General features: G+C 50.8%; 20 protein-coding genes and 6 tRNA genes. 13 read left to right on the top strand and 13 right to left on the bottom strand.

What is annotated here, in order from left to right:
* Nucleotides 1-49: 49 nt before the first annotated feature.
* Both NMD08_RS07875 and NMD08_RS07870 read right to left on the bottom strand, forming a co-directional pair.
* Nucleotides 50-125, bottom strand: a tRNA-Ala gene (locus NMD08_RS07875).
* A gap of 42 nt (nt 126-167) precedes the next feature.
* Nucleotides 168-243: transfer RNA gene (locus tag NMD08_RS07870), tRNA-Ala, on the bottom strand.
* A 221-nt stretch (nt 244-464) separates the two neighbouring features.
* Between NMD08_RS07870 and NMD08_RS07865 the strand changes: the two genes are divergently transcribed.
* Both NMD08_RS07865 and NMD08_RS07860 read left to right on the top strand, forming a co-directional pair.
* Entirely contained in the window at nt 465-827 is a 363-nt protein-coding gene (locus NMD08_RS07865) for a YfeC-like transcriptional regulator (RefSeq protein WP_006683575.1), read from the top strand.
* A 1-nt stretch (nt 828) separates the two neighbouring features.
* On the top strand, nt 829-1,221 hold the full coding sequence (locus tag NMD08_RS07860; RefSeq protein WP_151217581.1) for a YfeC-like transcriptional regulator: 393 nt from the start codon (nt 829-831) through the stop codon (nt 1,219-1,221).
* Between the two features lie 58 nt (nt 1,222-1,279).
* Here the strand turns inward: NMD08_RS07860 and gltX are convergent, their stop codons facing one another.
* Nucleotides 1,280-2,695 carry a glutamate--tRNA ligase gene (gene gltX / locus NMD08_RS07855; protein WP_370619915.1) on the bottom strand — a complete coding sequence of 472 codons (1,416 nt, stop codon included), beginning with the start codon at nt 2,693-2,695 and terminating at the stop codon, nt 1,280-1,282.
* Between the two features lie 258 nt (nt 2,696-2,953).
* Between gltX and NMD08_RS07850 the strand changes: the two genes are divergently transcribed.
* From NMD08_RS07850 to NMD08_RS07835, 4 genes are all read left to right on the top strand, one after another.
* A tRNA-Val gene (locus tag NMD08_RS07850) sits at nt 2,954-3,029 on the top strand.
* A 46-nt stretch (nt 3,030-3,075) separates the two neighbouring features.
* Nucleotides 3,076-3,151 (top strand) — tRNA-Val (locus tag NMD08_RS07845).
* Nucleotides 3,152-3,198: 47 nt separating this feature from the next.
* A tRNA-Val gene (locus NMD08_RS07840) sits at nt 3,199-3,274 on the top strand.
* 4 nt (nt 3,275-3,278) lie between these two features.
* Nucleotides 3,279-3,354, top strand: a tRNA-Lys gene (locus NMD08_RS07835).
* Between the two features lie 149 nt (nt 3,355-3,503).
* Here the strand turns inward: NMD08_RS07835 and NMD08_RS07830 are convergent.
* The 4 genes from NMD08_RS07830 to xapA are packed head-to-tail and all read right to left on the bottom strand — an operon-like array spanning nt 3,504 to nt 6,802.
* Nucleotides 3,504-4,388, bottom strand: coding sequence for a LysR family transcriptional regulator (locus NMD08_RS07830; RefSeq protein ID WP_187253585.1), 885 nt, complete (start codon nt 4,386-4,388; stop codon nt 3,504-3,506).
* A 51-nt stretch (nt 4,389-4,439) separates the two neighbouring features.
* Nucleotides 4,440-4,598, bottom strand: a complete 159-nt coding sequence (locus NMD08_RS07825) for a XapX domain-containing protein (RefSeq protein WP_003847305.1) — start codon at nt 4,596-4,598, stop codon at nt 4,440-4,442.
* A gap of 57 nt (nt 4,599-4,655) precedes the next feature.
* Nucleotides 4,656-5,912 carry a nucleoside permease gene (locus tag NMD08_RS07820; protein ID WP_151217586.1) on the bottom strand — a complete coding sequence of 419 codons (1,257 nt, stop codon included), beginning with the start codon at nt 5,910-5,912 and terminating at the stop codon, nt 4,656-4,658.
* A 56-nt stretch (nt 5,913-5,968) separates the two neighbouring features.
* Nucleotides 5,969-6,802: a xanthosine phosphorylase gene (gene xapA, locus NMD08_RS07815; RefSeq protein WP_278238814.1), complete on the bottom strand. Its 834-nt coding sequence runs from the start codon at nt 6,800-6,802 to the stop codon at nt 5,969-5,971.
* Nucleotides 6,803-7,055: 253 nt separating this feature from the next.
* Here xapA and NMD08_RS07810 point away from each other — a divergent pair, with 253 nt between their 5' ends.
* The gene (locus tag NMD08_RS07810) at nt 7,056-7,817 is read left to right on the top strand and encodes an outer membrane protein OmpK (protein WP_370619913.1); all 762 of its coding nucleotides are present in this window, start codon (nt 7,056-7,058) and stop codon (nt 7,815-7,817) included.
* A gap of 25 nt (nt 7,818-7,842) precedes the next feature.
* Here the strand turns inward: NMD08_RS07810 and NMD08_RS07805 are convergent, their stop codons facing one another.
* Entirely contained in the window at nt 7,843-8,769 is a 927-nt protein-coding gene (locus NMD08_RS07805; protein WP_278238816.1) for a LysR family transcriptional regulator, read from the bottom strand.
* A gap of 89 nt (nt 8,770-8,858) precedes the next feature.
* Here NMD08_RS07805 and NMD08_RS07800 point away from each other — a divergent pair, with 89 nt between their 5' ends.
* On the top strand, nt 8,859-9,857 hold the full coding sequence (locus tag NMD08_RS07800) for a bile acid:sodium symporter family protein (RefSeq protein ID WP_210904502.1): 999 nt from the start codon (nt 8,859-8,861) through the stop codon (nt 9,855-9,857).
* On the opposite strand, the gene NMD08_RS07795 is transcribed toward NMD08_RS07800, so the two are convergent.
* The 3 genes from NMD08_RS07795 to zipA form a co-directional block, all read right to left on the bottom strand.
* Nucleotides 9,854-10,072, bottom strand: coding sequence for a DUF3820 family protein (locus tag NMD08_RS07795; protein WP_003038102.1), 219 nt, complete (start codon nt 10,070-10,072; stop codon nt 9,854-9,856). The genes NMD08_RS07800 and NMD08_RS07795 overlap by 4 nt on opposite strands.
* Nucleotide 10,073: 1 nt before the next feature.
* Nucleotides 10,074-12,089 (bottom strand): NAD-dependent DNA ligase LigA, encoded by a 2,016-nt coding sequence (gene ligA, locus NMD08_RS07790; RefSeq protein WP_370619910.1) that lies wholly within the window; start codon nt 12,087-12,089, stop codon nt 10,074-10,076.
* A 71-nt stretch (nt 12,090-12,160) separates the two neighbouring features.
* Nucleotides 12,161-13,159 carry a cell division protein ZipA gene (gene zipA / locus NMD08_RS07785; protein ID WP_151217595.1) on the bottom strand — a complete coding sequence of 333 codons (999 nt, stop codon included), beginning with the start codon at nt 13,157-13,159 and terminating at the stop codon, nt 12,161-12,163.
* 230 nt (nt 13,160-13,389) lie between these two features.
* Here zipA and cysZ point away from each other — a divergent pair, with 230 nt between their 5' ends.
* From cysZ to crr, 5 genes are all read left to right on the top strand, one after another.
* Nucleotides 13,390-14,151 (top strand): sulfate transporter CysZ, encoded by a 762-nt coding sequence (gene cysZ / locus NMD08_RS07780; protein WP_252837813.1) that lies wholly within the window; start codon nt 13,390-13,392, stop codon nt 14,149-14,151.
* A 163-nt stretch (nt 14,152-14,314) separates the two neighbouring features.
* Entirely contained in the window at nt 14,315-15,286 is a 972-nt protein-coding gene (gene cysK, locus NMD08_RS07775; RefSeq protein ID WP_151217599.1) for a cysteine synthase A, read from the top strand.
* A 383-nt stretch (nt 15,287-15,669) separates the two neighbouring features.
* Nucleotides 15,670-15,927 carry a phosphocarrier protein Hpr gene (gene ptsH / locus NMD08_RS07770; RefSeq protein ID WP_003038086.1) on the top strand — a complete coding sequence of 86 codons (258 nt, stop codon included), beginning with the start codon at nt 15,670-15,672 and terminating at the stop codon, nt 15,925-15,927.
* Between the two features lie 45 nt (nt 15,928-15,972).
* A complete protein-coding gene (gene ptsI / locus NMD08_RS07765) occupies nt 15,973-17,700 on the top strand; it encodes a phosphoenolpyruvate-protein phosphotransferase PtsI (protein ID WP_003038080.1) in 1,728 nt (575 codons plus the stop codon).
* A 40-nt stretch (nt 17,701-17,740) separates the two neighbouring features.
* Nucleotides 17,741-18,250, top strand: a complete 510-nt coding sequence (gene crr, locus NMD08_RS07760) for a PTS glucose transporter subunit IIA (RefSeq protein WP_000522253.1) — start codon at nt 17,741-17,743, stop codon at nt 18,248-18,250.
* Nucleotides 18,251-18,311: 61 nt separating this feature from the next.
* Here the strand turns inward: crr and NMD08_RS07755 are convergent, their stop codons facing one another.
* Complete coding sequence (locus NMD08_RS07755) at nt 18,312-18,551, bottom strand: cytoplasmic protein (protein ID WP_370619908.1); 240 nt, start codon at nt 18,549-18,551, stop codon at nt 18,312-18,314.
* Complete coding sequence (gene pdxK, locus NMD08_RS07750; RefSeq protein ID WP_252837815.1) at nt 18,548-19,414, bottom strand: pyridoxine/pyridoxal/pyridoxamine kinase; 867 nt, start codon at nt 19,412-19,414, stop codon at nt 18,548-18,550. The genes NMD08_RS07755 and pdxK overlap by 4 nt, the downstream gene beginning before the upstream one ends.
* Nucleotides 19,415-19,446 lie beyond the last annotated feature (32 nt).

Genomic DNA, 19,446 nt, shown 5'->3' with positions numbered 1-19,446 from the left:
CAGGATACAGAAACAAAAAACCCCCGCTTTTCAGCGAGGGTTTAAATTTTGGTGGAGCTAAGCGGGATCGAACCGCTGACCTCTTGCATGCCATGCAAGCGCTCTCCCAGCTGAGCTATAGCCCCACGATGCTTTTACGTATATGCCAAATTTATTGGGATAAAATTTGGTGGAGCTAAGCGGGATCGAACCGCTGACCTCTTGCATGCCATGCAAGCGCTCTCCCAGCTGAGCTATAGCCCCATTACGTAAAGCTTGTCGAGTTGACGGGCGGCATCATATGAATTCCCTTCGCGTGTGTCAACGGCAAAATTAACTCATAGAATTCAATCGCTGAAAAAGCAGTCAAATGAAGAACATTGCGTAACAACTCGCATTCAGTAGTTAAACGCGTCACGGTTTCTACTAAAATGGTGCTATAAAATGAGCCACTAATTAACCCCACGACTATTCAGGGAATCGTTATGTTCAAGGAACGGATGACGCCAGAAGAGCTAGCTAATCTGACCGGATACAGCCGACAAACCATCAATAAATGGGTGCGCAAGGAAGGCTGGGCTACATCACCTAAACCTGGCGTTCAGGGCGGTAAAGCCCGACTGGTTCACGTCACCGAACAAGTTCGCGAATACATTCGCAGCGCTGAGCGTTCAGCCGAAGGCTTATCAGACAATTTATCGTTATCCGGTGATACCTCTATTGAGGCGCTACTGATTAGGCTCGCCAAAGAAATGACGCCGTCAGAACAGAAAATGTTTACGTCACTGATCCTGCGTGAAGGCATTACGGGTTTACTACAACGCTTAGGGATCCGCGAAAACAAATAATATGAAAAATTTACGCAGCAAAATGACGACCGAAGAACTGGCTGAATGTCTCGGGGTTGCCAAACAAACCGTCAATCGCTGGATCAGAGAACAAAACTGGACCACCGAAAAGTTTCCCGGCGTTAAAGGTGGTCGTGCAAGACTGATTCATATCGACTCCAACGTCCGCACGTTTCTGCTCAATATTCCGGCTTTTCGCAAAGTACCTGACGTTTATCAGGCTGAAGAACCGCTGGCAGAATACACTCACGTTATGCGTAGTCACGCCTGTCGGCAGATAATCAGCGCACTGGACAACATGTCGCCAACGGAACAAGAAAAGTTATGGCAGTTTATCTCACGTGAAGGTATTCGCAATTTTCTTGCCCGATTAGGGATTGATGAGTCTGAATAACAGGCAAAAAAAACGGCAGGATGCGCTCCTGCCGTTGTGTTTCATCGTTCAGTCGGTCTTACTGCTGGCTTTCACGCTCAGCAATAAACGCCAGCGCTTTATTAATGCGCTCAATACTGCGGGATTTACCAATCGCATGCACCGTGACGTCTAACGCCGGGGACTGACCCGCACCGGTAACGGCTACGCGCAGCGGCATCCCGACTTTACCCATCCCCACTTCCAGCTCATCAGCGGTTGCCTGAATCGCGTGGTGCACGTTTTCTGCCGTCCAATCGCTAATCGCAGCCAGCTTGTCGCGAACCACTTCCAGCGGCTGACGCGCTACAGGACGCAGGTGCTTCTTCGCAGCATCAGCATCAAACTCAGCAAAGTCTTCGTAGAAATAGCGGCAACTCTGTGCCATCTCTTTCAGCGTTTTGCAGCGCTCACCGAGCAGTTTAACCAGCTCTGACAGCTGCGGCCCCACGCGAGTATCAATATTTTCCAGCTCAATGTGCCATTGTAGATGTGTCGCCACATATTCTGGTGCCAGCGCATTAATATAGTGATGGTTCAACCACTGCAGTTTTTCGGTATTGAACGCGCTCGCAGATTTGCTCACCGCCCCCAGGGAGAACAGTTTGATCATCTCTTCACGGGTGAAGATTTCCTGATCGCCGCTGGACCAGCCCAGACGCACCAGATAGTTCAGCAGCGCTTCCGGCAGATAACCGTCGTCGCGATACTGCATGACGCTGACTGCACCGTGACGTTTGGATAGTTTTTTACCGTCGTCGCCGTTAATCATCGACACGTGTGCGTAAACCGGCACCGGTGCGTTCAGCGCTTTCAGGATGTTAATCTGACGCGGGGTGTTGTTGATATGGTCTTCACCACGAATAACGTGGGTGATTTCCATATCCCAGTCGTCAACCACCACGCAGAAGTTGTAGGTCGGGGAACCGTCGGTACGGCGGATGATCAGATCGTCCAGCTCCTGGTTGCTGAATTCGATCGGCCCACGGATCTGGTCGTCAAAAATAACGGAACCATCCTGCGGGTTGGCAAAACGCACCACGCAAGGCTCATCCGCGTCGTGATGTTCATGCCCATGACGGCAGCGGCCGTCGTAACGCGGTTTCTCGCCATTCGCCATCTGCTCTTCACGCAGCGCGTCCAGGCGTTCTTTGGAGCAGTAGCATTTATACGCGGTACCCGCTTCCAGCATCTCATCAATAACCGCGTTGTAACGATCAAAACGTTTGGTCTGGAAGTATGGGCCTTCATCCCATTCCAGATTCAGCCAGTTCATGCCATCCATAATGGCTTCAATAGCTTCCGGAGTGGAGCGTTCGAGATCGGTGTCTTCAATACGCAGCACAAACTCACCGCCATGGTTGCGTGCAAAAAGCCAGGAATAAAGAGCAGTACGCGCACCGCCGACGTGCAGGTAGCCTGTCGGGCTTGGCGCGAAGCGAGTTTTGATTTTCATGAAATGGCCTTACGTTTATAAAGATGCCGACAACCGGCAAATCCAGGGAAGATTATCAGGCTCGTATTCTATCACCGTGGTCTGATTCCTCAATGTTGTTCAGGTTGGAACATCATGCTTTGCCATTTTCGTATACAAATCATGCGACATGGATTGTTTTGCGATCGTTTTGTTTAAATTTACGACGAACGAACAATTTCTTTAGAAAATGCGTTGACTCATTTTCAACTCTCCCTATAATGCGACTCCACACAGCGGGGGTGATTAGCTCAGCTGGGAGAGCACCTCCCTTACAAGGAGGGGGTCGGCGGTTCGAACCCGTCATCACCCACCAACTACTTTATGTAGTCTCCGCCGTGTAGAGTAAGAAATTGAGAAGTGGGTGATTAGCTCAGCTGGGAGAGCACCTCCCTTACAAGGAGGGGGTCGGCGGTTCGATCCCGTCATCACCCACCACTTTCTCGCCAGCTGGATTTCTTACGATAAAATTGAAGTACCGAAGTGGGTGATTAGCTCAGCTGGGAGAGCACCTCCCTTACAAGGAGGGGGTCGGCGGTTCGATCCCGTCATCACCCACCACTTCGGGTCGTTAGCTCAGTTGGTAGAGCAGTTGACTTTTAATCAATTGGTCGCAGGTTCGAATCCTGCACGACCCACCAATGTAAAAAGGCGCCCTAAAGGCGCCTTTTTGCTATCTGCGATTTTTAAGATTCGAACCTGCAGCAGGTTCGGTGTTGAGCGCAGCGAAACAACGGAGCCGTTTACGGTGACGGCCCGAAGGGCGAGCAAACGAGTCATCCTGCAATGCTTACCCGACCAAAGCATCAATCAACTTCGTTAACGCTGGCGTGGCCTGATGCTGTTCATAGACAATATACAAATCCGCCGGAATACGTTCCTCTAATGGCCGGAATACCACGCCAGGCCAGCTCATTTGTGCATAACCATCAGCCATTAACGTAATCCCGATTCCCATACTGATCATTGCCAGCACTGTCTGGGGCTCAACAACCTCACGAATAATCATTGGCGAGAAGCCCGCCTGCTGACATACACGTTGCAAAAATCCCCAATCGGAATGTACGGACGGCAGCGTGACAAAATATTCGTTGCGCAGCGCCGCCAGAGGAACAGAATCCCTGGAGGCCAGAATGTGATCTTCCGGTACTGCAACCATGAATGAAGATTCATGCAGACGTAAGCTGGTAAAACCAACCGTTGGTTCAATTGCCATACGCCATATCCCTGCATCGAGCTCCCGACGCTCTAATAACGCCATTTGCATACCTGGCGATTTTTCGCGAAACAGTACTTCAACATTGGGATTTGCTTTCAAAAAATAGTGCATTGCGGGACGCATTCTTCCCCACAGTGCCGTACCAACCACACCCAATTCAATACGCCCCGCTTCGCCGCGACCAATCTGCTCCACTCTCGCCATAGCCTGATTTACATTGGCTAACAAACGACGCGACTCCTCCATCAGAATTTTCCCGGCATGAGTTAACGCAACGCTGCGAGAATGGCGAATAAATAACAAGGTACCAAGTTGCTGTTCAAGTTCTTTGATATGAATACTCAGAGGGGGTTGTGACATATTTAACCGGGCAGCAGCCCGGCCAAAATGCAACTCTTCTGCAACAGCGAGAAAATAACGCAATAACTTCAGATCGATTCGGTGAGCTCGTTCCATCACTGTTACACTCCAGGAATAAGGGATAACGTCTGGAATCTACCACATTGCTTAGTAAAAAATAGATTTAACGACAAGATACCCAATATACATAAACACAATAGATAAAACCCCGGGTAAAACATTTGGTGCAGGAATAGGTATTCGGCATAAAGTAAATAATGCCCCAATGCCAAACCCAATGCCTGAGGATAGAATGATTTCTTTCACGTGAAATCCTTGTTTGTGAAATGAGCTGGCGAGCATCCCCTCGCCAGTTAAATAATTTTAATGAGCCAATGATTTAGTCGACAATTTTTCTGGATGATGTTGATATTTAAAGAACAACGCAAAAACAATTGCCAGTGCCAAAGCATAAGCAGCAAACACCAACCAGATAGTTTGCCAATCCTTGACGCCATCGACAGAAAAATAGTCCACCGCCATCCCGCTCAGGATTGAACCCACCCACGCGCCAATGCCATTTACCATCGTCATAAACAGCCCCTGGGCGCTGGCGCGAATCCTTGAATCAACTTCCTGCTCGACAAATACCGAGCCGGAGATGTTGAAGAAATCAAACGCACAACCGTAAACGATCATCGACATTAGCAGCAGCACAAAGCCAAACGGAGACGGATCGCCAAAGGCAAAGAAGCCAAAGCGCAGCGTCCACGCCAGCATACTCATCAGCATCACTGTTTTAATGCCAAAGCGTTTCAGGAAGAATGGAATAGTGAGGATAAAACCCACTTCCGCCATCTGCGAAACTGACAGCAAAATGGAGGGATATTTCACCACAAAGCTGTTGGCAAACTCAGGGTTACGGGCAAAATCATGCAGGAACGGATTGCCAAAGACGTTGGTGATTTGCAGCACCGCCCCCAGCATCATGGCAAACAAAAAGAAAATTGCCATGCGCGGATTTTTAAACAGCACAAACGCATCCAGCCCCAGTTTACTGGCAAGCGTGGCGGACGCTTTTTTCTCCGCAACCGGTATTTTTGGCAACGTCAGCGCATACAGAGCCAGCAGCAGTGATGCGCCTGAAGCGATATACAGCTGCGCGCTGCTCAGCTCCAGTCCCATTAAGCTGACCGTCCACATAGCAACAATAAAACCTATCGTGCCAAACACACGAATTGGCGGGAACGCAGTGACCGGATCCTGACCCGATTGTGCAAGGCATGAATATGAGACGCTGTTCGATAGCGCAATTGTCGGCATATACGCCATCGCATTAACCAACATTACCCAGAACATGGTCTGTGGATCGGTAACGGTTGTGGCGTACAGCAACACGCCAGCACACACCAGGTGGCACAGCATATAAGCGCGCTCGGCACGCAGCCACTTATCGGCGATGATCCCCATAATTCCCGGCATAATAATCGCGGCAAGCCCTTTCGAGCTGTAGACCATACCCACATTCGCGCCGGTAAAATCCAGGGTGTTAATCATGTAAGAACCCAGGGTAACCAGCCAGCTACCCCAGATAAAATATTGCAAAAACGACATGATTTTTAAGCGGGACGTAATACCCATTTTTTATTCCTTGCCGTGAGGTAAGGCTCCCAAAAGGAGCCTTTGTTATTGTGTGTTTAGGCTAATTTGCGTAAAAATCCGCAAATCAGATTAATAAAGTTCTGACGGGACAGCTCAGCCGCAGCCAGCGTCTGAGCATGGGACAGTTTTACATCTCCTAACCCTTCCGCCAGATTGGTGATCGCAGAGACGGCAACGACCTTGAGACCACAATGACGTGCGGTAATAACTTCCGGCACCACTGACATTCCGACCACATCGCCGCCAATAATCTGCATCATGCGTATTTCTGCCGCAGTTTCGAAGTTCGGACCCGGATAAGAAACAAATACGCCTTCGGTGAGGGGGAATCCCTCCTCTGCCGCAACGACCTGAAGAATGGCGCGGTAATCTGCATCGTAAGCATTTGCCAACGAGAAAAAGCGATCGCCAAAACGCTCATCATTCGCTCCAACCATCGGCGTACCCGGCATAGTGTTAATGTGATCGCACAACGCCACCAGACTTCCTGGGCCAACTTCAGGACGCAGTGATCCTGCCGCATTTGTACAGAACAATACTTCACAACCCAGCAATTTCAGGGTGCGAATGGCGTCAGTCATAACCGTCATACCCCGACCTTCATAAAAATGCCCACGCCCTTTCATACAAGCAACAGGAACACCCGCCAGATGACCGAGTACCAGTTCTCCAGCATGACCGTGAACGGTACTCACAGGAAAACCGGGAAGTTTTTCATAGGAGATGGCGACCGCATTCTCAATTTGCTCCGCCAGCGCACCCAGGCCAGAACCCAAAATAAACGCGATTCGCGGGGTAAATTCCGGTGCATATGCACGAATAATATCAACACAATACTCAGCATTATGAGAAAAAAGAGCGTGAGACATAAGTATCCTTGTTCTATCGGATTAAATTAGACTCCTTTTTATAACGACCTTCGACCTGTGCTGACCAATACACTTTTCACGTGCTATCAATAGTCATTTGATATCGATGGATTTAGATCGCTTCTGTATTAATAAAGAGGCAAAACAGTATTGGTAGTTATCTACTCTTTATCTTAACAATATGCTGCTTGTATTTTTATAAATTACTTTTTTAATTAACCTGTTAATAACTATTGGCATAGGGAAATATGCTATGAAAAAATTCTTTACTCTGACACTCTCATCTTTACTCATTATTCCCACACTATCCCATGCGGAATATAAAAGTGGATTTGCCGATATCGGCCTGCATTATCTCGACTGGACATCAGAGACTACAGAAAAAACCAGTAAAAAATCACACAAAGATGACTTTGGGTATCTGGAGCTTGAAGGCGGAGCGAACTTTAGCTGGGGAGAAATGTACGGCTTCTTCGATTGGGAGAATTTCTACAATGGCCGTCACGCTAAACCCGGCAGCGAACAGCGTTACACTTTCAAAAATACCAACCGTATCTATCTTGGTGATACAGGGTTAAACCTCTATCTCCATGCTTACGGAACTTATGGTTCGCCGAATCGTGCTAACTTCCATGATGATATGTTTCTCTATGGCTTAGGTTATAATTTCACAGGCAATGGGTATTGGTTTAAGCCTTTCTTTGCCAAACGTTATACCGATCAGACATATTATACTGGGGATAATGGTTATGTAATGGGCTGGGTGGCCGGATATAGCTTCTCGCTCGGCAGCGAGAAATTCAGCGTAACGAACTGGAACGAATACGAATTTGACCGCAATGAAACCTACGCGGCAGGTAATGGCGGTAAGGACGGAATCAACGGCGCAGTCGCTTTCTGGTGGAATGCGACGCCGCATCTTACCGCAGGTATTCAGTATCGTTACGCAGATAATAAACTGGGAGAATCATTCCTGCAGGATGGTATTATTTATTCTCTTAAATACTTGTTCTAACACATTAACCCAGTCGGACAGATAATTAAATCTGATACAGCGGATCGCGGGCACGACCGGCGGTTAATGCACTGGCCTGCATACGCACCACATCCCACAGCGCCTGAGCCGCGGTTGATAAAGAGCGGTTTTTACGTCGAGCCAGCATCAGCTGCCGTTCAACAACCGGCGTCAGGCGCTTAACCTGCAGATGACTCCCCTGCGGTAAGGGGAGCGCCAGCGCGGGCAGCACGCTGATGCCAATCCCCGCTTCAACCATTGGGAACAGCGTGGCGGGATGACCAATCTCCTGAACAATATTGGCATCAATGGAGAAATGGGCCAGCGCCGCATCGATCAGCGGTCGACTGCCGGAAGCGTAATCCTGTAACACCAGACGTTCGTGGTACAAATCCTGCCAGTTTACCCACTCACGTTGGGCCAACGGATGATCCTGGCGACACAGCAGCAGGAACGGTTCGGACAGTACGGCTTCACATTGCAGATCGGTCACTGCCCCGGGATCAATCACAATACCAAAATCCACTTCTCCCTGGCGAATACTCTCCAGTACCCACTGCTGTGGCCGGTCATGCAGCACAAAATCGATTGCCGGATAAAGCTGATTGCTCTGGGCAATACACTGCGGAATAAGGTGAGCAGAGATTGTCTGGCTGGCGGCAACCCGTACTGTACCGGTTAACTGCGTTCCCACCTGACCGGCTTCGCGCAGCGTGCTGTGCAGCTCATCCAGAATACGTTCCAGCCGCGTCGCCAACTGGTGTCCGGCTTCCGTCAGCACCACTTCCCGCGTCGTTCTGTCCAATAAGCGCACCCCCGTCTGAGTTTCAAGCTCTTTAACGCTATGGCTGACCGCCGACTGGCTTAAGCCAATAATATCCCCCGCCCGGCTAAAACTTTTGGCCTGGGCGACGGTGACAAAGATACGCAACTGACGCAAAGAGTAATTCATCTATTCGATTCATATATGGATGCAATAAATCAATTTTATTTCTCAAACGGAAAAACGCAAAATGTTGCTACCGAATTTCAGGAGTCTTTATGAAACTTTTTCGTATTCTTGATCCGTTCACGATAACGCTGATTACCGTCGTTTTGCTGGCGTCGTTTTTCCCGGCCGAAGGTGGCTTTGTGCCTTTCTTTGAAGGCTTGACCACCGCCGCCATTGCCCTGCTGTTTTTTATGCACGGGGCCAAGCTCTCTCGTGACGCAATTATTGCCGGCGGTAGCCACTGGCGCTTGCATCTGTGGGTAATGTGCAGCACGTTTGTTGTTTTCCCGGTGCTGGGCGTTCTGTTCGCCTGGTGGGCCCCCGTCAACGTTGATCCGATGCTGTACACCGGATTCCTGTATCTGTGTATTTTGCCAGCCACGGTGCAATCGGCTATCGCCTTTACCTCAATGGCAGGTGGTAACGTTGCCGCCGCCGTGTGTTCAGCTTCGGCCTCCAGCTTACTGGGTATTTTTCTTTCGCCACTGCTGGTAGGCCTGGTCATGAATATGCATGGCGCAGAAGGCAGCCTGGAACAGGTAGGGAAAATCATGCTGCAGCTGCTGCTGCCGTTCGTGCTGGGTCATCTCTCGCGACCGTGGATTGGCAACTGGGTGTCACAGCATAAAAAATGGATTGCAAAAACGGATCAATCTTCCATTTTACTGGTGGTTTACTCCGCCTTCAGTGAAGCCGTGGTTAATGGGATCTGGCACAAAGTAGGGGTGGGATCACTGCTGTTTATCGTGGTTGTCAGCATCATATTGCTGGCCATCGTGATTGCTATTAACGTCTTTGTTGCGCGCAAATGCGGTTTCAGCAAAGCCGATGAAATCACGATTGTATTCTGTGGATCGAAGAAAAGTCTGGCGAATGGGATCCCCATGGCAAACATCCTGTTCCCGACGTCGGTGATCGGTATGATGGTATTGCCATTGATGATTTTCCACCAAATTCAGCTGATGGTGTGCGCCGTGCTGGCGCGTCGCTACAAACAACAGACGGACGCGCTGCAGGCGCAGCAGAAGAGCCGCGCCGCGAAGGCCTAAAGTGGGCGTTTCAGGGGCTGAACCAGCTGCGTCAGCCCCTCAGTTTTAATCAGCAGCGTGATTTGCATCAGCTCCCCAAGTTTGCCCGGCGGAAATTCATCCTTGCGGGCAAACCACAGCAGATACTCTTCCGGGACATCAATCAGCCGACGCCCTTTATATTTGCCAAAGGGCATGACGGTATTGGCGATCTCTACCAGCTGCTCTTTTTCCATCTCAAGCACCCAGCAAGCGGATCATTTCAGCTTCGTCGATCACTGCAATGCCCAACTCCTGCGCTTTTGCCAGCTTCGAACCCGCCGCTTCCCCAGCAATCACCAGATCGGTTTTCTTCGACACGCTCCCCGCCACTTTTGCGCCCAGCTCGGTGAGTCGAGCTTTGGCATCATCGCGCGACATAAGGCTCAGGCTCCCGGTCAGCACAATCGTTTTGCCGGCAAACGGGCTGTCGATTTCTTCAGCGTTGATAACCACCGGCGCAGGCCAGTGGATCCCTTGCGCCAGAAGTTGCACTATCACCTCACGGTTGCTTTCTTCGGCGAAGAAATTAAACACGTGCGTCGCTACCACGATGCCGACATCCGGCACTTTTTGCAGCTCTTCAATAGAGGCCGCTTCCAACGCCTCAAGCGTGCCGAAATATGCCGCCAGACCTGCAGCTGTAGCTTCGCCGACTTCACGAATACCCAGCGCATAGAGGAAACGAGCAAATGTGGTCTCTTTCGCTTTTTCCAGCGCATTCACTACGTTTTGCGCCGACTTCGGCCCCATTCGATCAAGACCGGTCAGCTTACCGGCGGTCAACGTGAAGAGATCCGCAGGCGTGTGGACATACTCTTTCTCGACCAGTTGATCGATAATTTTGTCGCCCATGCCGTCAACGTCCAACGCCCGGCGAGAAACGAAGTGTTTCAACGATTCCTTACGCTGCGCCCCGCAGATTAAACCTCCGGTACAACGAGTAACTGCTTCCCCTTCCACCCGTTCAACATCAGAGTGACAAACCGGACAATGGGTTGGAAACTCGATTTCGCGCGTATCTTCCGGACGCTCGGAAAGTACGACATTCACCACCTGCGGGATGACATCGCCCGCACGGCGAATAACGACTTTGTCGCCAATACGCAAACCCAGCCGTTCTATTTCGTCAGCGTTATGCAACGTTGCGTTACTGACCAGCACCCCGGCCACCTGCACTGGCTCAAGGCGGGCAACGGGCGTAATTGCCCCTGTACGTCCAACCTGAAACTCAACATCGCGGACAAAGGTCATCTGCTCCTGAGCCGGGAACTTAAAGGCCACCGCCCAGCGCGGCGCGCGGGCAACAAAACCCAGTTGTTCCTGCAAGGCCATGGAGTTGACTTTGATCACCACGCCGTCAATATCGAATCCCAGCGTCGGTCGGTCTTCTTCAACCTTATGATAGTAAGCAAGTACTTCCTCCGGAGAGTCGCAAAGCGCCACTCTGTCGCTCACCGGCAGTCCCCACGCTTTAAATTGCAGCAGACGCCCCAGATGGGTATCAGGCAGCTCACCGCCTTCCAGTACGCCAACGCCATAGCAGAAGAAAGTAAGCGGTCGCTTCGCTGTAATACGTGGATCGAGCTGACGCAGTGACCCAGCCGCCGCGTTACGTGGGTTAGCAAACACTTTGTTACCAGTGCGGCGGGCTTCGTCGTTAATTTTTTCAAATCCGGCCTGCGGCAGGAACACCTCACCGCGCACTTCCAGACGTGTCGGAATGTTATTGCCGTGCAGTTTTAACGGGATCGCGCGGATGGTACGCACGTTTGAGGTGATGTCTTCCCCGGTGGTGCCATCGCCGCGCGTTGCGGCGCTAACCAGTACGCCGTTTTCGTAGAGAATACTCACCGCCAGCCCGTCAAGCTTCAGCTCACAGCACCAGGTCAGCTTATCCGTACGCTTAAGCCGATCCTGTACGCGTTTGTTGAAGGCGAGAAAACTCTCTTCATCAAATACGTTATCCAGCGACAGCATGGGCACTTCATGGCGAATCTGGCTGAACGCCGTTAACGGAGCGGCACCAACGCGTTGTGTTGGCGAGTCGGGTGTAATAAGGTCCGGATGCTGCGCTTCCAGCTCGCGGAGTTCGCGCAGCAGACGATCGTATTCCGCATCGGGAATTTCCGGCGCGTCCATCACATGGTAGAGATACTCATGATGGCGAAGCGTGGTTCGCAGTTCAGTCAGTTGTTGTTCGATTGATTCCATATCGCACCATCAATGATAAAAAACCCCCGACAGGCGGGGGTTTAGCAAGGAGATGTCACGCCAGAGGAAAATCAGGCGCGAGATTCTTTAACTTCGCGGATGCGGTCCTGATACTCGCGCAGTTTCTGCGGCGTCATCATGCGACGTTGATCGTCGAGCACCACACCGCCAACTTCATCGGCAATGTGCTGTGCTGACTGCAGCATCAGCTTAAAGTTTTGCAGCTCGTCCCCATAGGACGGAACCTGCATAAAAATAGTTACGCCAGGAGTACTGAAGTCGCCTGTCATTTCGGGGTCAAATGTCCCCGGGTTAACCATATTAGCAAGGCTAAACAGCGACGGACCGCTGCCATCCGGACTCAAATGACGATGAAAAATATTCATATCGCCAAATTTAAAACCGGCCTGCTGAATGCTATTGAGCAGCACTTCTCCGTTGAGTTCGCTGCCATGATGAGCCGCAACGTTCATAATGATGACCGTCTCTTTAGGCTGCGGTTTTTCAGCAACAGGCGCTTCTTCAACGACCGGCTCAGGCTGCGGCTGATGTTCAACGACAGGCTCTGCTGGCTGGAAGGTCTGCGGCGCTGGCTGCACGGACTGCTGGACCTGAGGCGCAACGGGCTGATGCTGCATCGGCTGCTGGACAGGTTGCTGCGGAACAGGCTGATGTTGCACCGGCTGCTGCGGTTGCACAGGCTGCGGCTGTTGAACATGCGGCGGCGGTACCGGCGCTTGCGCAGGCTGCTGCGCGGGTTGACGCGGCTGAGCAGACGCATAAGGCGGCTGGTACTGGTGTTGCGGCGACTGAGGAGGAACACCATGTTCCTGCGCATTACCGGGAGCATGATTCACACGATGAACGCGAACTTCGCCCACGCCTTCGTCTTCCTCGACGTTGTCGTCGAACGAATCCTCGTCTTCACGTTTAGACTTCATGCGTTTCAGTGGGCGATCGCGGAATATAGAAGACCGCTCTTTACGGCTAGTCCAAAAACCATGTACCAGTAAAGCGATTATGGCGATCGCGCCAACAATGATTAATATCAGACGCAAATCCTGCATCATTATATTCTCTGTTGTTCTAACACCTTGCCACCACGGCAAACATTTACTCACTAAGAGTATTTGTCGATTACGCCAAGTGCAAGTGTACTCTTGGCTTTCACAGCATAAAGATGAACAAAATTGTGCTTTTTGCTGTTTTTTCGAACATTTCCGAACAGCTTAACGCTCAACAACCCGGTAAGATACGCAAAGTTTACCAGAGCTTTTATAACAAGGAGTATGTCCTGACCATGGTTTCATCATCTGCAGTTGTACCTCGCAGCGGCCTTTATTACTTTTCCCAGGGATGGAAGCTCATCACCCAACCGGGTATTCGTCGTTTTGTTATTCTGCCTTTACTGGTGAATATCCTGCTGATGGGCGGCGCATTCTGGTGGTTATTTACTCAACTCGGTAGCTGGATCCCCGCGCTGATGAGCCACGTCCCTGACTGGCTACAGTGGCTCAGCTATTTACTGTGGCCGATTGTAACCCTCTCCGTACTGTTGGTGTTCGGTTACCTGTTCTCCACCCTTGCCAACTGGATTGCTGCGCCGTTTAACGGCCTGCTGGCGGAACAGCTGGAAGCGCGCTTGACGGGCGCAACGCCTCCCGATACAGGCGTTCTCGGCATCATGAAAGACCTTCCGCGCATTATGAAACGTGAATGGCAAAAGCTGGCATGGTATCTCCCGCGCGCTTTCGTGTTGCTGATCCTCTATTTTATTCCGGGCATTGGGCAGACCGTCGCCCCGGTACTGTGGTTCCTGTTCAGCGCATGGATGCTGGCTATTCAATACTGCGATTATCCATTTGATAACCACAAAGTTCCTTTTAAGGAAATGCGCGTCGCGCTGCGCACGCGTAAGGTGACCAATATGCAGTTTGGTGCGTTGACCAGCCTGTTCACCATGATTCCGGTACTCAATCTGTTCATCATGCCGGTGGCAGTTTGTGGTGCCACGGCGATGTGGGTAGACAGCTATCGTGATAAGCATGCGTTATGGAAGTAATGCAAAAATGTGTAAAAGCGGGCTGGCTTATGCCCGCTCTTATTCCATACTGCAAAGCATTATTTCTCATCAGCATATAGATATGCGAATTCCTTACTTCCCCATACATTCTCAACAGGTATGCTGAAGCGGTATCCCAATTTCATACAGTTAAGGACAGGCCATGAGTAAGATTTTTGAAGATAACTCGCTGACTATCGGTCATACGCCGCTGGTTCGACTGAACCGTATCGGTAACGGACGCATTCTGGCGAAGGTGGAATCACGTAACCCCAGCTTTAGCGTCAAATGCCGTATCGGTGCCAATATGATTTGGGATGCCGAAAAACGTGGTGTACTGAAACCTGGCGTTGAACTGGTAGAGCCAACCAGCGGCAACACAGGGATTGCACTGGCCTACGTTGCTGCCGCCCGTGGCTACAAACTGACCTTGACCATGCCGGAAACAATGAGCATTGAGCGCCGCAAGCTGTTGAAGGCTCTGGGTGCGAATCTGGTCCTGACTGAAGGCGCAAAAGGGATGAAGGGCGCAATCCAGAAAGCTGAAGAAATTGTCGCCAGCGATCCGGAAAAATTCCTGCTGCTGCAGCAGTTCAGCAACCCGGCGAACCCGGAAATCCACGAAAAAACCACCGGCCCGGAAATCTGGGAAGATACCGATGGTCAGGTTGATGTCTTTATTTCCGGTGTAGGTACCGGTGGTACGCTGACTGGCGTAAGCCGTTACATTAAAGGCACCAAAGGTAAAACGGATCTGATCACCGTCGCGGTAGAGCCGACCGACTCCCCGGTTATCGCCCAGGCGCTGGCGGGTGAGGAGCTGAAACCGGGCCCACATAAAATCCAGGGAATTGGCGCGGGCTTCATTCCAGGCAACCTCGATCTGAAGCTTATCGATAAAGTCGTCGCCATCACCAATGATGAGGCAATCTCTACTGCGCGTCGCCTGATGGAAGAAGAAGGTATTTTGGCGGGCATCTCTTCTGGTGCAGCCGTTGCTGCCGCGCTTAAGCTGCAGGAAGATGAAACCTTTACCAATAAGAATATAGTGGTTATTCTACCGTCATCGGGTGAGCGTTATCTGAGCACTGCACTGTTTGCCGATCTCTTCACAGAGAAAGAACTGCAACAGTAATGCCAGCATGTTAAAAACGCGTAAAAAAGCACCCTTTTGGGTGCTTTTTTGTGGTCTGCTTCAAAGTTTCAACTCGCCTGGCATTGATTCAACCCTCCAGAACTGGTATTTAACCAAGCTAATTATTTTGATGCGCGAAATTAATCGTTACAGGAAAAGCGCTAGCTGAATCGATTTTATGATTTGGTTCAACTCTTCCTTTCGCGGCATAATGTTTAATGACGAACGAAACGTCAGCGGCAAGAAGTTGCCAGCAACGGATTGCACCGAACTCCTTTTGTGTCGCGTCCAGTTTACGCCGATGCTAACAATACAGGCTAAAGTTGAACCGCCAGGCTAGACTTTAGTTCCACAACACTAAACCTATAAGTTGGGGAAATATAATGTTCCAGCAAGAAGTTACCATTACCGCTCCGAACGGTCTGCATACTCGCCCTGCTGCTCAGTTTGTTAAAGAAGCAAAAGGCTTTACTTCTGATATTACTGTGACTTCCAACGGCAAAAGCGCTAGCGCCAAAAGCCTGTTTAAACTGCAGACTCTGGGCCTGACTCAGGGTACCGTTGTTACCCTGTCCGCAGAAGGTGAAGACGAGCAGAAAGCAGTTGAGCATCTGGTTAAACTGATGGCTGAACTCGAGTAAGTTCAACGAGTTCTTTTAAATATCAGTCACAAGTAAGGTAGGGTTATGATTTCAGGCATTTTAGCATCCCCGGGTATCGCTTTCGGTAAAGCATTGCTGCTGAAAGAAGACGAGATCGTCATTGACCGGAAAAAAATTTCTGCCGACAAGGTTGATCAGGAAGTTGAACGTTTTCTGAGCGGTCGTGCCAAGGCATCTGCGCAACTGGAAGCGATCAAAACCAAAGCTGGTGAAACGTTCGGTGAAGAAAAAGAAGCCATCTTTGAAGGGCATATCATGCTGCTCGAAGATGAGGAGCTGGAGCAGGAAATCATAGCCCTGATTAAAGATAAGCACATGACGGCTGATGCAGCTGCGCATGAAGTTATCGAAGGACAGGCCACTGCCCTGGAAGAGCTGGATGATGAATACCTGAAAGAACGTGCGGCCGACGTACGTGACATCGGTAAACGCCTGCTGCGTAACATTCTGGGTCTGGCAATTATCGACCTCAGCGCTATTCAGGAAGAAGTCATCCTGGTAGCCGCAGACCTGACCCCGTCAGAAACCGCACAGCTGAACCTGAACAAGGTGCTGGGTTTCATTACTGACGCGGGTGGACGTACTTCCCATACCTCTATCATGGCGCGTTCTCTGGAACTGCCTGCCATCGTCGGTACGGGTAGCGTCACCTCTCAGGTTAAAAACGACGACTATCTGATTCTGGATGCCGTAAACAACCAGGTTTACGTCAATCCGACCAACGACGTTATTGAACAACTGCGCGCCGTTCAGGAGCAGGTTGCGACCGAGAAAGCGGAACTCGCTAAGCTGAAAGATCTCCCCGCTATCACGCTGGACGGACATCAGGTTGAAGTCTGCGCCAACATCGGTACCGTTCGTGACGTTGAAGGCGCTGAGCGTAATGGCGCCGAAGGTGTGGGTCTGTACCGCACCGAATTCCTGTTCATGGACCGTGAATCGCTGCCGACTGAAGAAGAACAGTTTGCTGCGTATAAAGCCGTAGCTGAAGCCTGTGGCTCTCAGGCGGTCATCGTCCGTACCATGGACATCGGCGGTGATAAAGAGCTGCCGTATATGAACTTCCCGAAAGAAGAGAACCCGTTCCTGGGCTGGCGTGCCGTACGTATCGCCATGGATCGTAAAGAGATCCTGCGTGACCAGGTTCGCGCTATCTTGCGCGCCTCTGCTTTCGGCAAACTGCGCATCATGTTCCCTATGATCATCTCTGTTGAAGAAGTGCGCGCACTGCGCAAAGAGATCGAAATCTACAAACAGGAACTGCGCGACGAAGGTAAAGCATTTGACGAAAGCATTGAGATTGGCGTGATGGTGGAAACACCGGCTGCGGCAACAATTGCACGTCATTTAGCCAAAGAAGTTGATTTCTTTAGTATCGGCACCAATGATTTAACGCAGTACACCCTGGCAGTTGACCGTGGTAATGATATGATTTCACACCTTTACCAACCGATGTCGCCATCTGTGCTGACGCTGATCAAGCAAGTTATTGATGCTTCTCATGCTGAAGGCAAATGGACTGGCATGTGTGGTGAGCTTGCAGGCGACGAACGTGCTACACTTCTGTTGCTGGGGATGGGTCTGGACGAATTCTCTATGAGCGCCATTTCTATCCCGCGCATTAAGAAGATTATCCGTAACACGAACTTCGAAGATGCGAAGGTGTTAGCAGAGCAGGCTCTTGCTCAACCGACAACGGACGAGTTAATGACGCTGGTTAACAAGTTCATTGAAGAAAAAACAATCTGCTAATCCACGAGATGCGGCCCAATTTACTGCTTAGGAGAAGATCATGGGTTTGTTCGATAAACTGAAATCTCTGGTTTCTGATGATAAGAAAGACACCGGAACTATTGAGATTGTTGCTCCGCTCTCTGGCGAGATCGTCAACATCGAAGACGTGCCGGATGTAGTTTTTGCTGAAAAAATCGTTGGTGATGGCATTGCTATCAAACCAACCGGTAACAAAATGGTTGCCCCTGTAGACGGCACCATCGGCAAAATCTTTGAAACCAACCACGCTTTCTCTATCGAATCCGACAGCGGCATTGAGCTGTTTGTTCACTTCGGTATTGATACCGTTGAACTGAAAGGCGAAGGCTTTAAGCGTATCGCTGAAGAAGGTCAGCGCGTGAAAGTGGGCGACCCGGTTATTGAATTCGATCTGCCGCTGCTGGAAGAAAAAGCCAAGTCTACCCTGACTCCGGTTGTTATCTCCAACATGGACGAAATCAAAGAACTGATCAAACTGTCCGGTAGCGTGACCGTGGGTGAAACTCCGGTTATCCGCATCAAGAAATAATTCTTGCCGCAGAGAAGAATGGCGCCGATTGGCGCCATTTTTTTATACACCTCATCCGCCATTAAATGTGTTTGGTCATCGGTCGATAATACGCCTCACGCATCAGGATTTTCATGCCCTCCGGCCCGCTCTCCAGCATCCGTCGTTCCGAATCCGCCACTAACAGCTCACAGTCGTAACCACCCGCAATACCGAACATAGCCCGCGCCACGCAGATATCTTCCAGCGCCGTTATCCCGCTGGTATCAAAATGTCCAACCATATGCCCATTCTGGCGAACCACCAGCCGGTAACTCTTCATCGCGCCTCCCCTGACGGTGGCAAAATTAACTCATCACAACCGCACTGGTGCGTCCACGTCATCACGTCCAGCACACGCTGTGCAGCATCGTGCGTCGCAGTTGTCAGCCTTCTACCCAATACAATACCGCTCACCAGCTCAGCACAAAACAGATCGCCAGTCCCCTTCAGATCTGTTTTCACCCGCGGATGTGCGAGCACCTCAACCGTTTCAGCCGTTACCACCGCAACGTTGATAATCTCTTCGGTATTCCCCGGCGCACTGGTAATCACTACCCATTTCAGCGTTTCGGTAAGCAGAGATTGCGCCGCCGTTATGGCTTCATCAAGCGTACTACATGGTTTTCCACTCAGCATTTGCAGCTCAAACACATTCGGCGTCAACCCCTGAGCCAGCGGCAGCAGGTGCTGACGGTAGGCCTGCGGAATTTCGGCTTTTACGTACATGCCGCTGTCCGTATCGCCCATCACCGGGTCGACCAATATGCACAGTCCTGGATGCGTAATCTGTAACGTTTTCAGCCACTTTGCTAACAGAGCGATTTGCTCTGCGCTACCCATATAGCCCGTGGTCACCGCCTTCAGCTCGCGTAAGGCATCGCGCTCATTTAAGGCGCGGAGATACCCGCTAAACCAGTCGGGCGGAATAATACCGCCGTAAAAGGTTTCATAATGCGGGGTATTGCTGAACAGCACCGTTGGGACTGCCGTCACGCGTAATCCCTGCGCTTTAATGGCCGGAACGGCGATGCTGTTGCCTACGCTGCCATACACCACCTGTGACTGGACGGCGACGATATCGGTCTGTAGCGCCCGATGCTTGTCGTCGAAGAGCACTGACTGAATATCACTCCCCTGCTCCATAAATCTCTCCTCTCGCTGGACAGCGGGCTTAA

Source organism: Citrobacter meridianamericanus (assembly GCF_041320245.1).
GTDB classification, from domain to species: Bacteria; Pseudomonadota; Gammaproteobacteria; order Enterobacterales; family Enterobacteriaceae; genus Citrobacter; species Citrobacter meridianamericanus.
Note: the sequence above shows the minus strand (reverse complement) of the source record. Positions and strands in the feature narration are given on the sequence as shown.

Coding starts and splice junctions, on each gene's coding strand:
- ligA (WP_370619910.1), bottom strand. CDS start 12,089: ATGGAATCAATCGAACAACAACTGACTGAACTGCGAACCACGCTTCGC.
- cysK (WP_151217599.1), top strand. CDS start 14,315: ATGAGTAAGATTTTTGAAGATAACTCGCTGACTATCGGTCATACGCCG.
- zipA (WP_151217595.1), bottom strand. CDS start 13,159: ATGATGCAGGATTTGCGTCTGATATTAATCATTGTTGGCGCGATCGCC.
- NMD08_RS07860 (WP_151217581.1), top strand. CDS start 829: ATGAAAAATTTACGCAGCAAAATGACGACCGAAGAACTGGCTGAATGT.
- NMD08_RS07795 (WP_003038102.1), bottom strand. CDS start 10,072: ATGGAAAAAGAGCAGCTGGTAGAGATCGCCAATACCGTCATGCCCTTT.
- NMD08_RS07755 (WP_370619908.1), bottom strand. CDS start 18,551: ATGAAGAGTTACCGGCTGGTGGTTCGCCAGAATGGGCATATGGTTGGA.
- pdxK (WP_252837815.1), bottom strand. CDS start 19,414: ATGGAGCAGGGGAGTGATATTCAGTCAGTGCTCTTCGACGACAAGCAT.
- NMD08_RS07800 (WP_210904502.1), top strand. CDS start 8,859: ATGAAACTTTTTCGTATTCTTGATCCGTTCACGATAACGCTGATTACC.
- ptsI (WP_003038080.1), top strand. CDS start 15,973: ATGATTTCAGGCATTTTAGCATCCCCGGGTATCGCTTTCGGTAAAGCA.
- ptsH (WP_003038086.1), top strand. CDS start 15,670: ATGTTCCAGCAAGAAGTTACCATTACCGCTCCGAACGGTCTGCATACT.
- NMD08_RS07820 (WP_151217586.1), bottom strand. CDS start 5,912: ATGGGTATTACGTCCCGCTTAAAAATCATGTCGTTTTTGCAATATTTT.
- NMD08_RS07805 (WP_278238816.1), bottom strand. CDS start 8,769: ATGAATTACTCTTTGCGTCAGTTGCGTATCTTTGTCACCGTCGCCCAG.
- crr (WP_000522253.1), top strand. CDS start 17,741: ATGGGTTTGTTCGATAAACTGAAATCTCTGGTTTCTGATGATAAGAAA.
- NMD08_RS07810 (WP_370619913.1), top strand. CDS start 7,056: ATGAAAAAATTCTTTACTCTGACACTCTCATCTTTACTCATTATTCCC.
- NMD08_RS07830 (WP_187253585.1), bottom strand. CDS start 4,388: ATGGAACGAGCTCACCGAATCGATCTGAAGTTATTGCGTTATTTTCTC.
- NMD08_RS07865 (WP_006683575.1), top strand. CDS start 465: ATGTTCAAGGAACGGATGACGCCAGAAGAGCTAGCTAATCTGACCGGA.
- cysZ (WP_252837813.1), top strand. CDS start 13,390: ATGGTTTCATCATCTGCAGTTGTACCTCGCAGCGGCCTTTATTACTTT.
- xapA (WP_278238814.1), bottom strand. CDS start 6,802: ATGTCTCACGCTCTTTTTTCTCATAATGCTGAGTATTGTGTTGATATT.
- gltX (WP_370619915.1), bottom strand. CDS start 2,695: ATGAAAATCAAAACTCGCTTCGCGCCAAGCCCGACAGGCTACCTGCAC.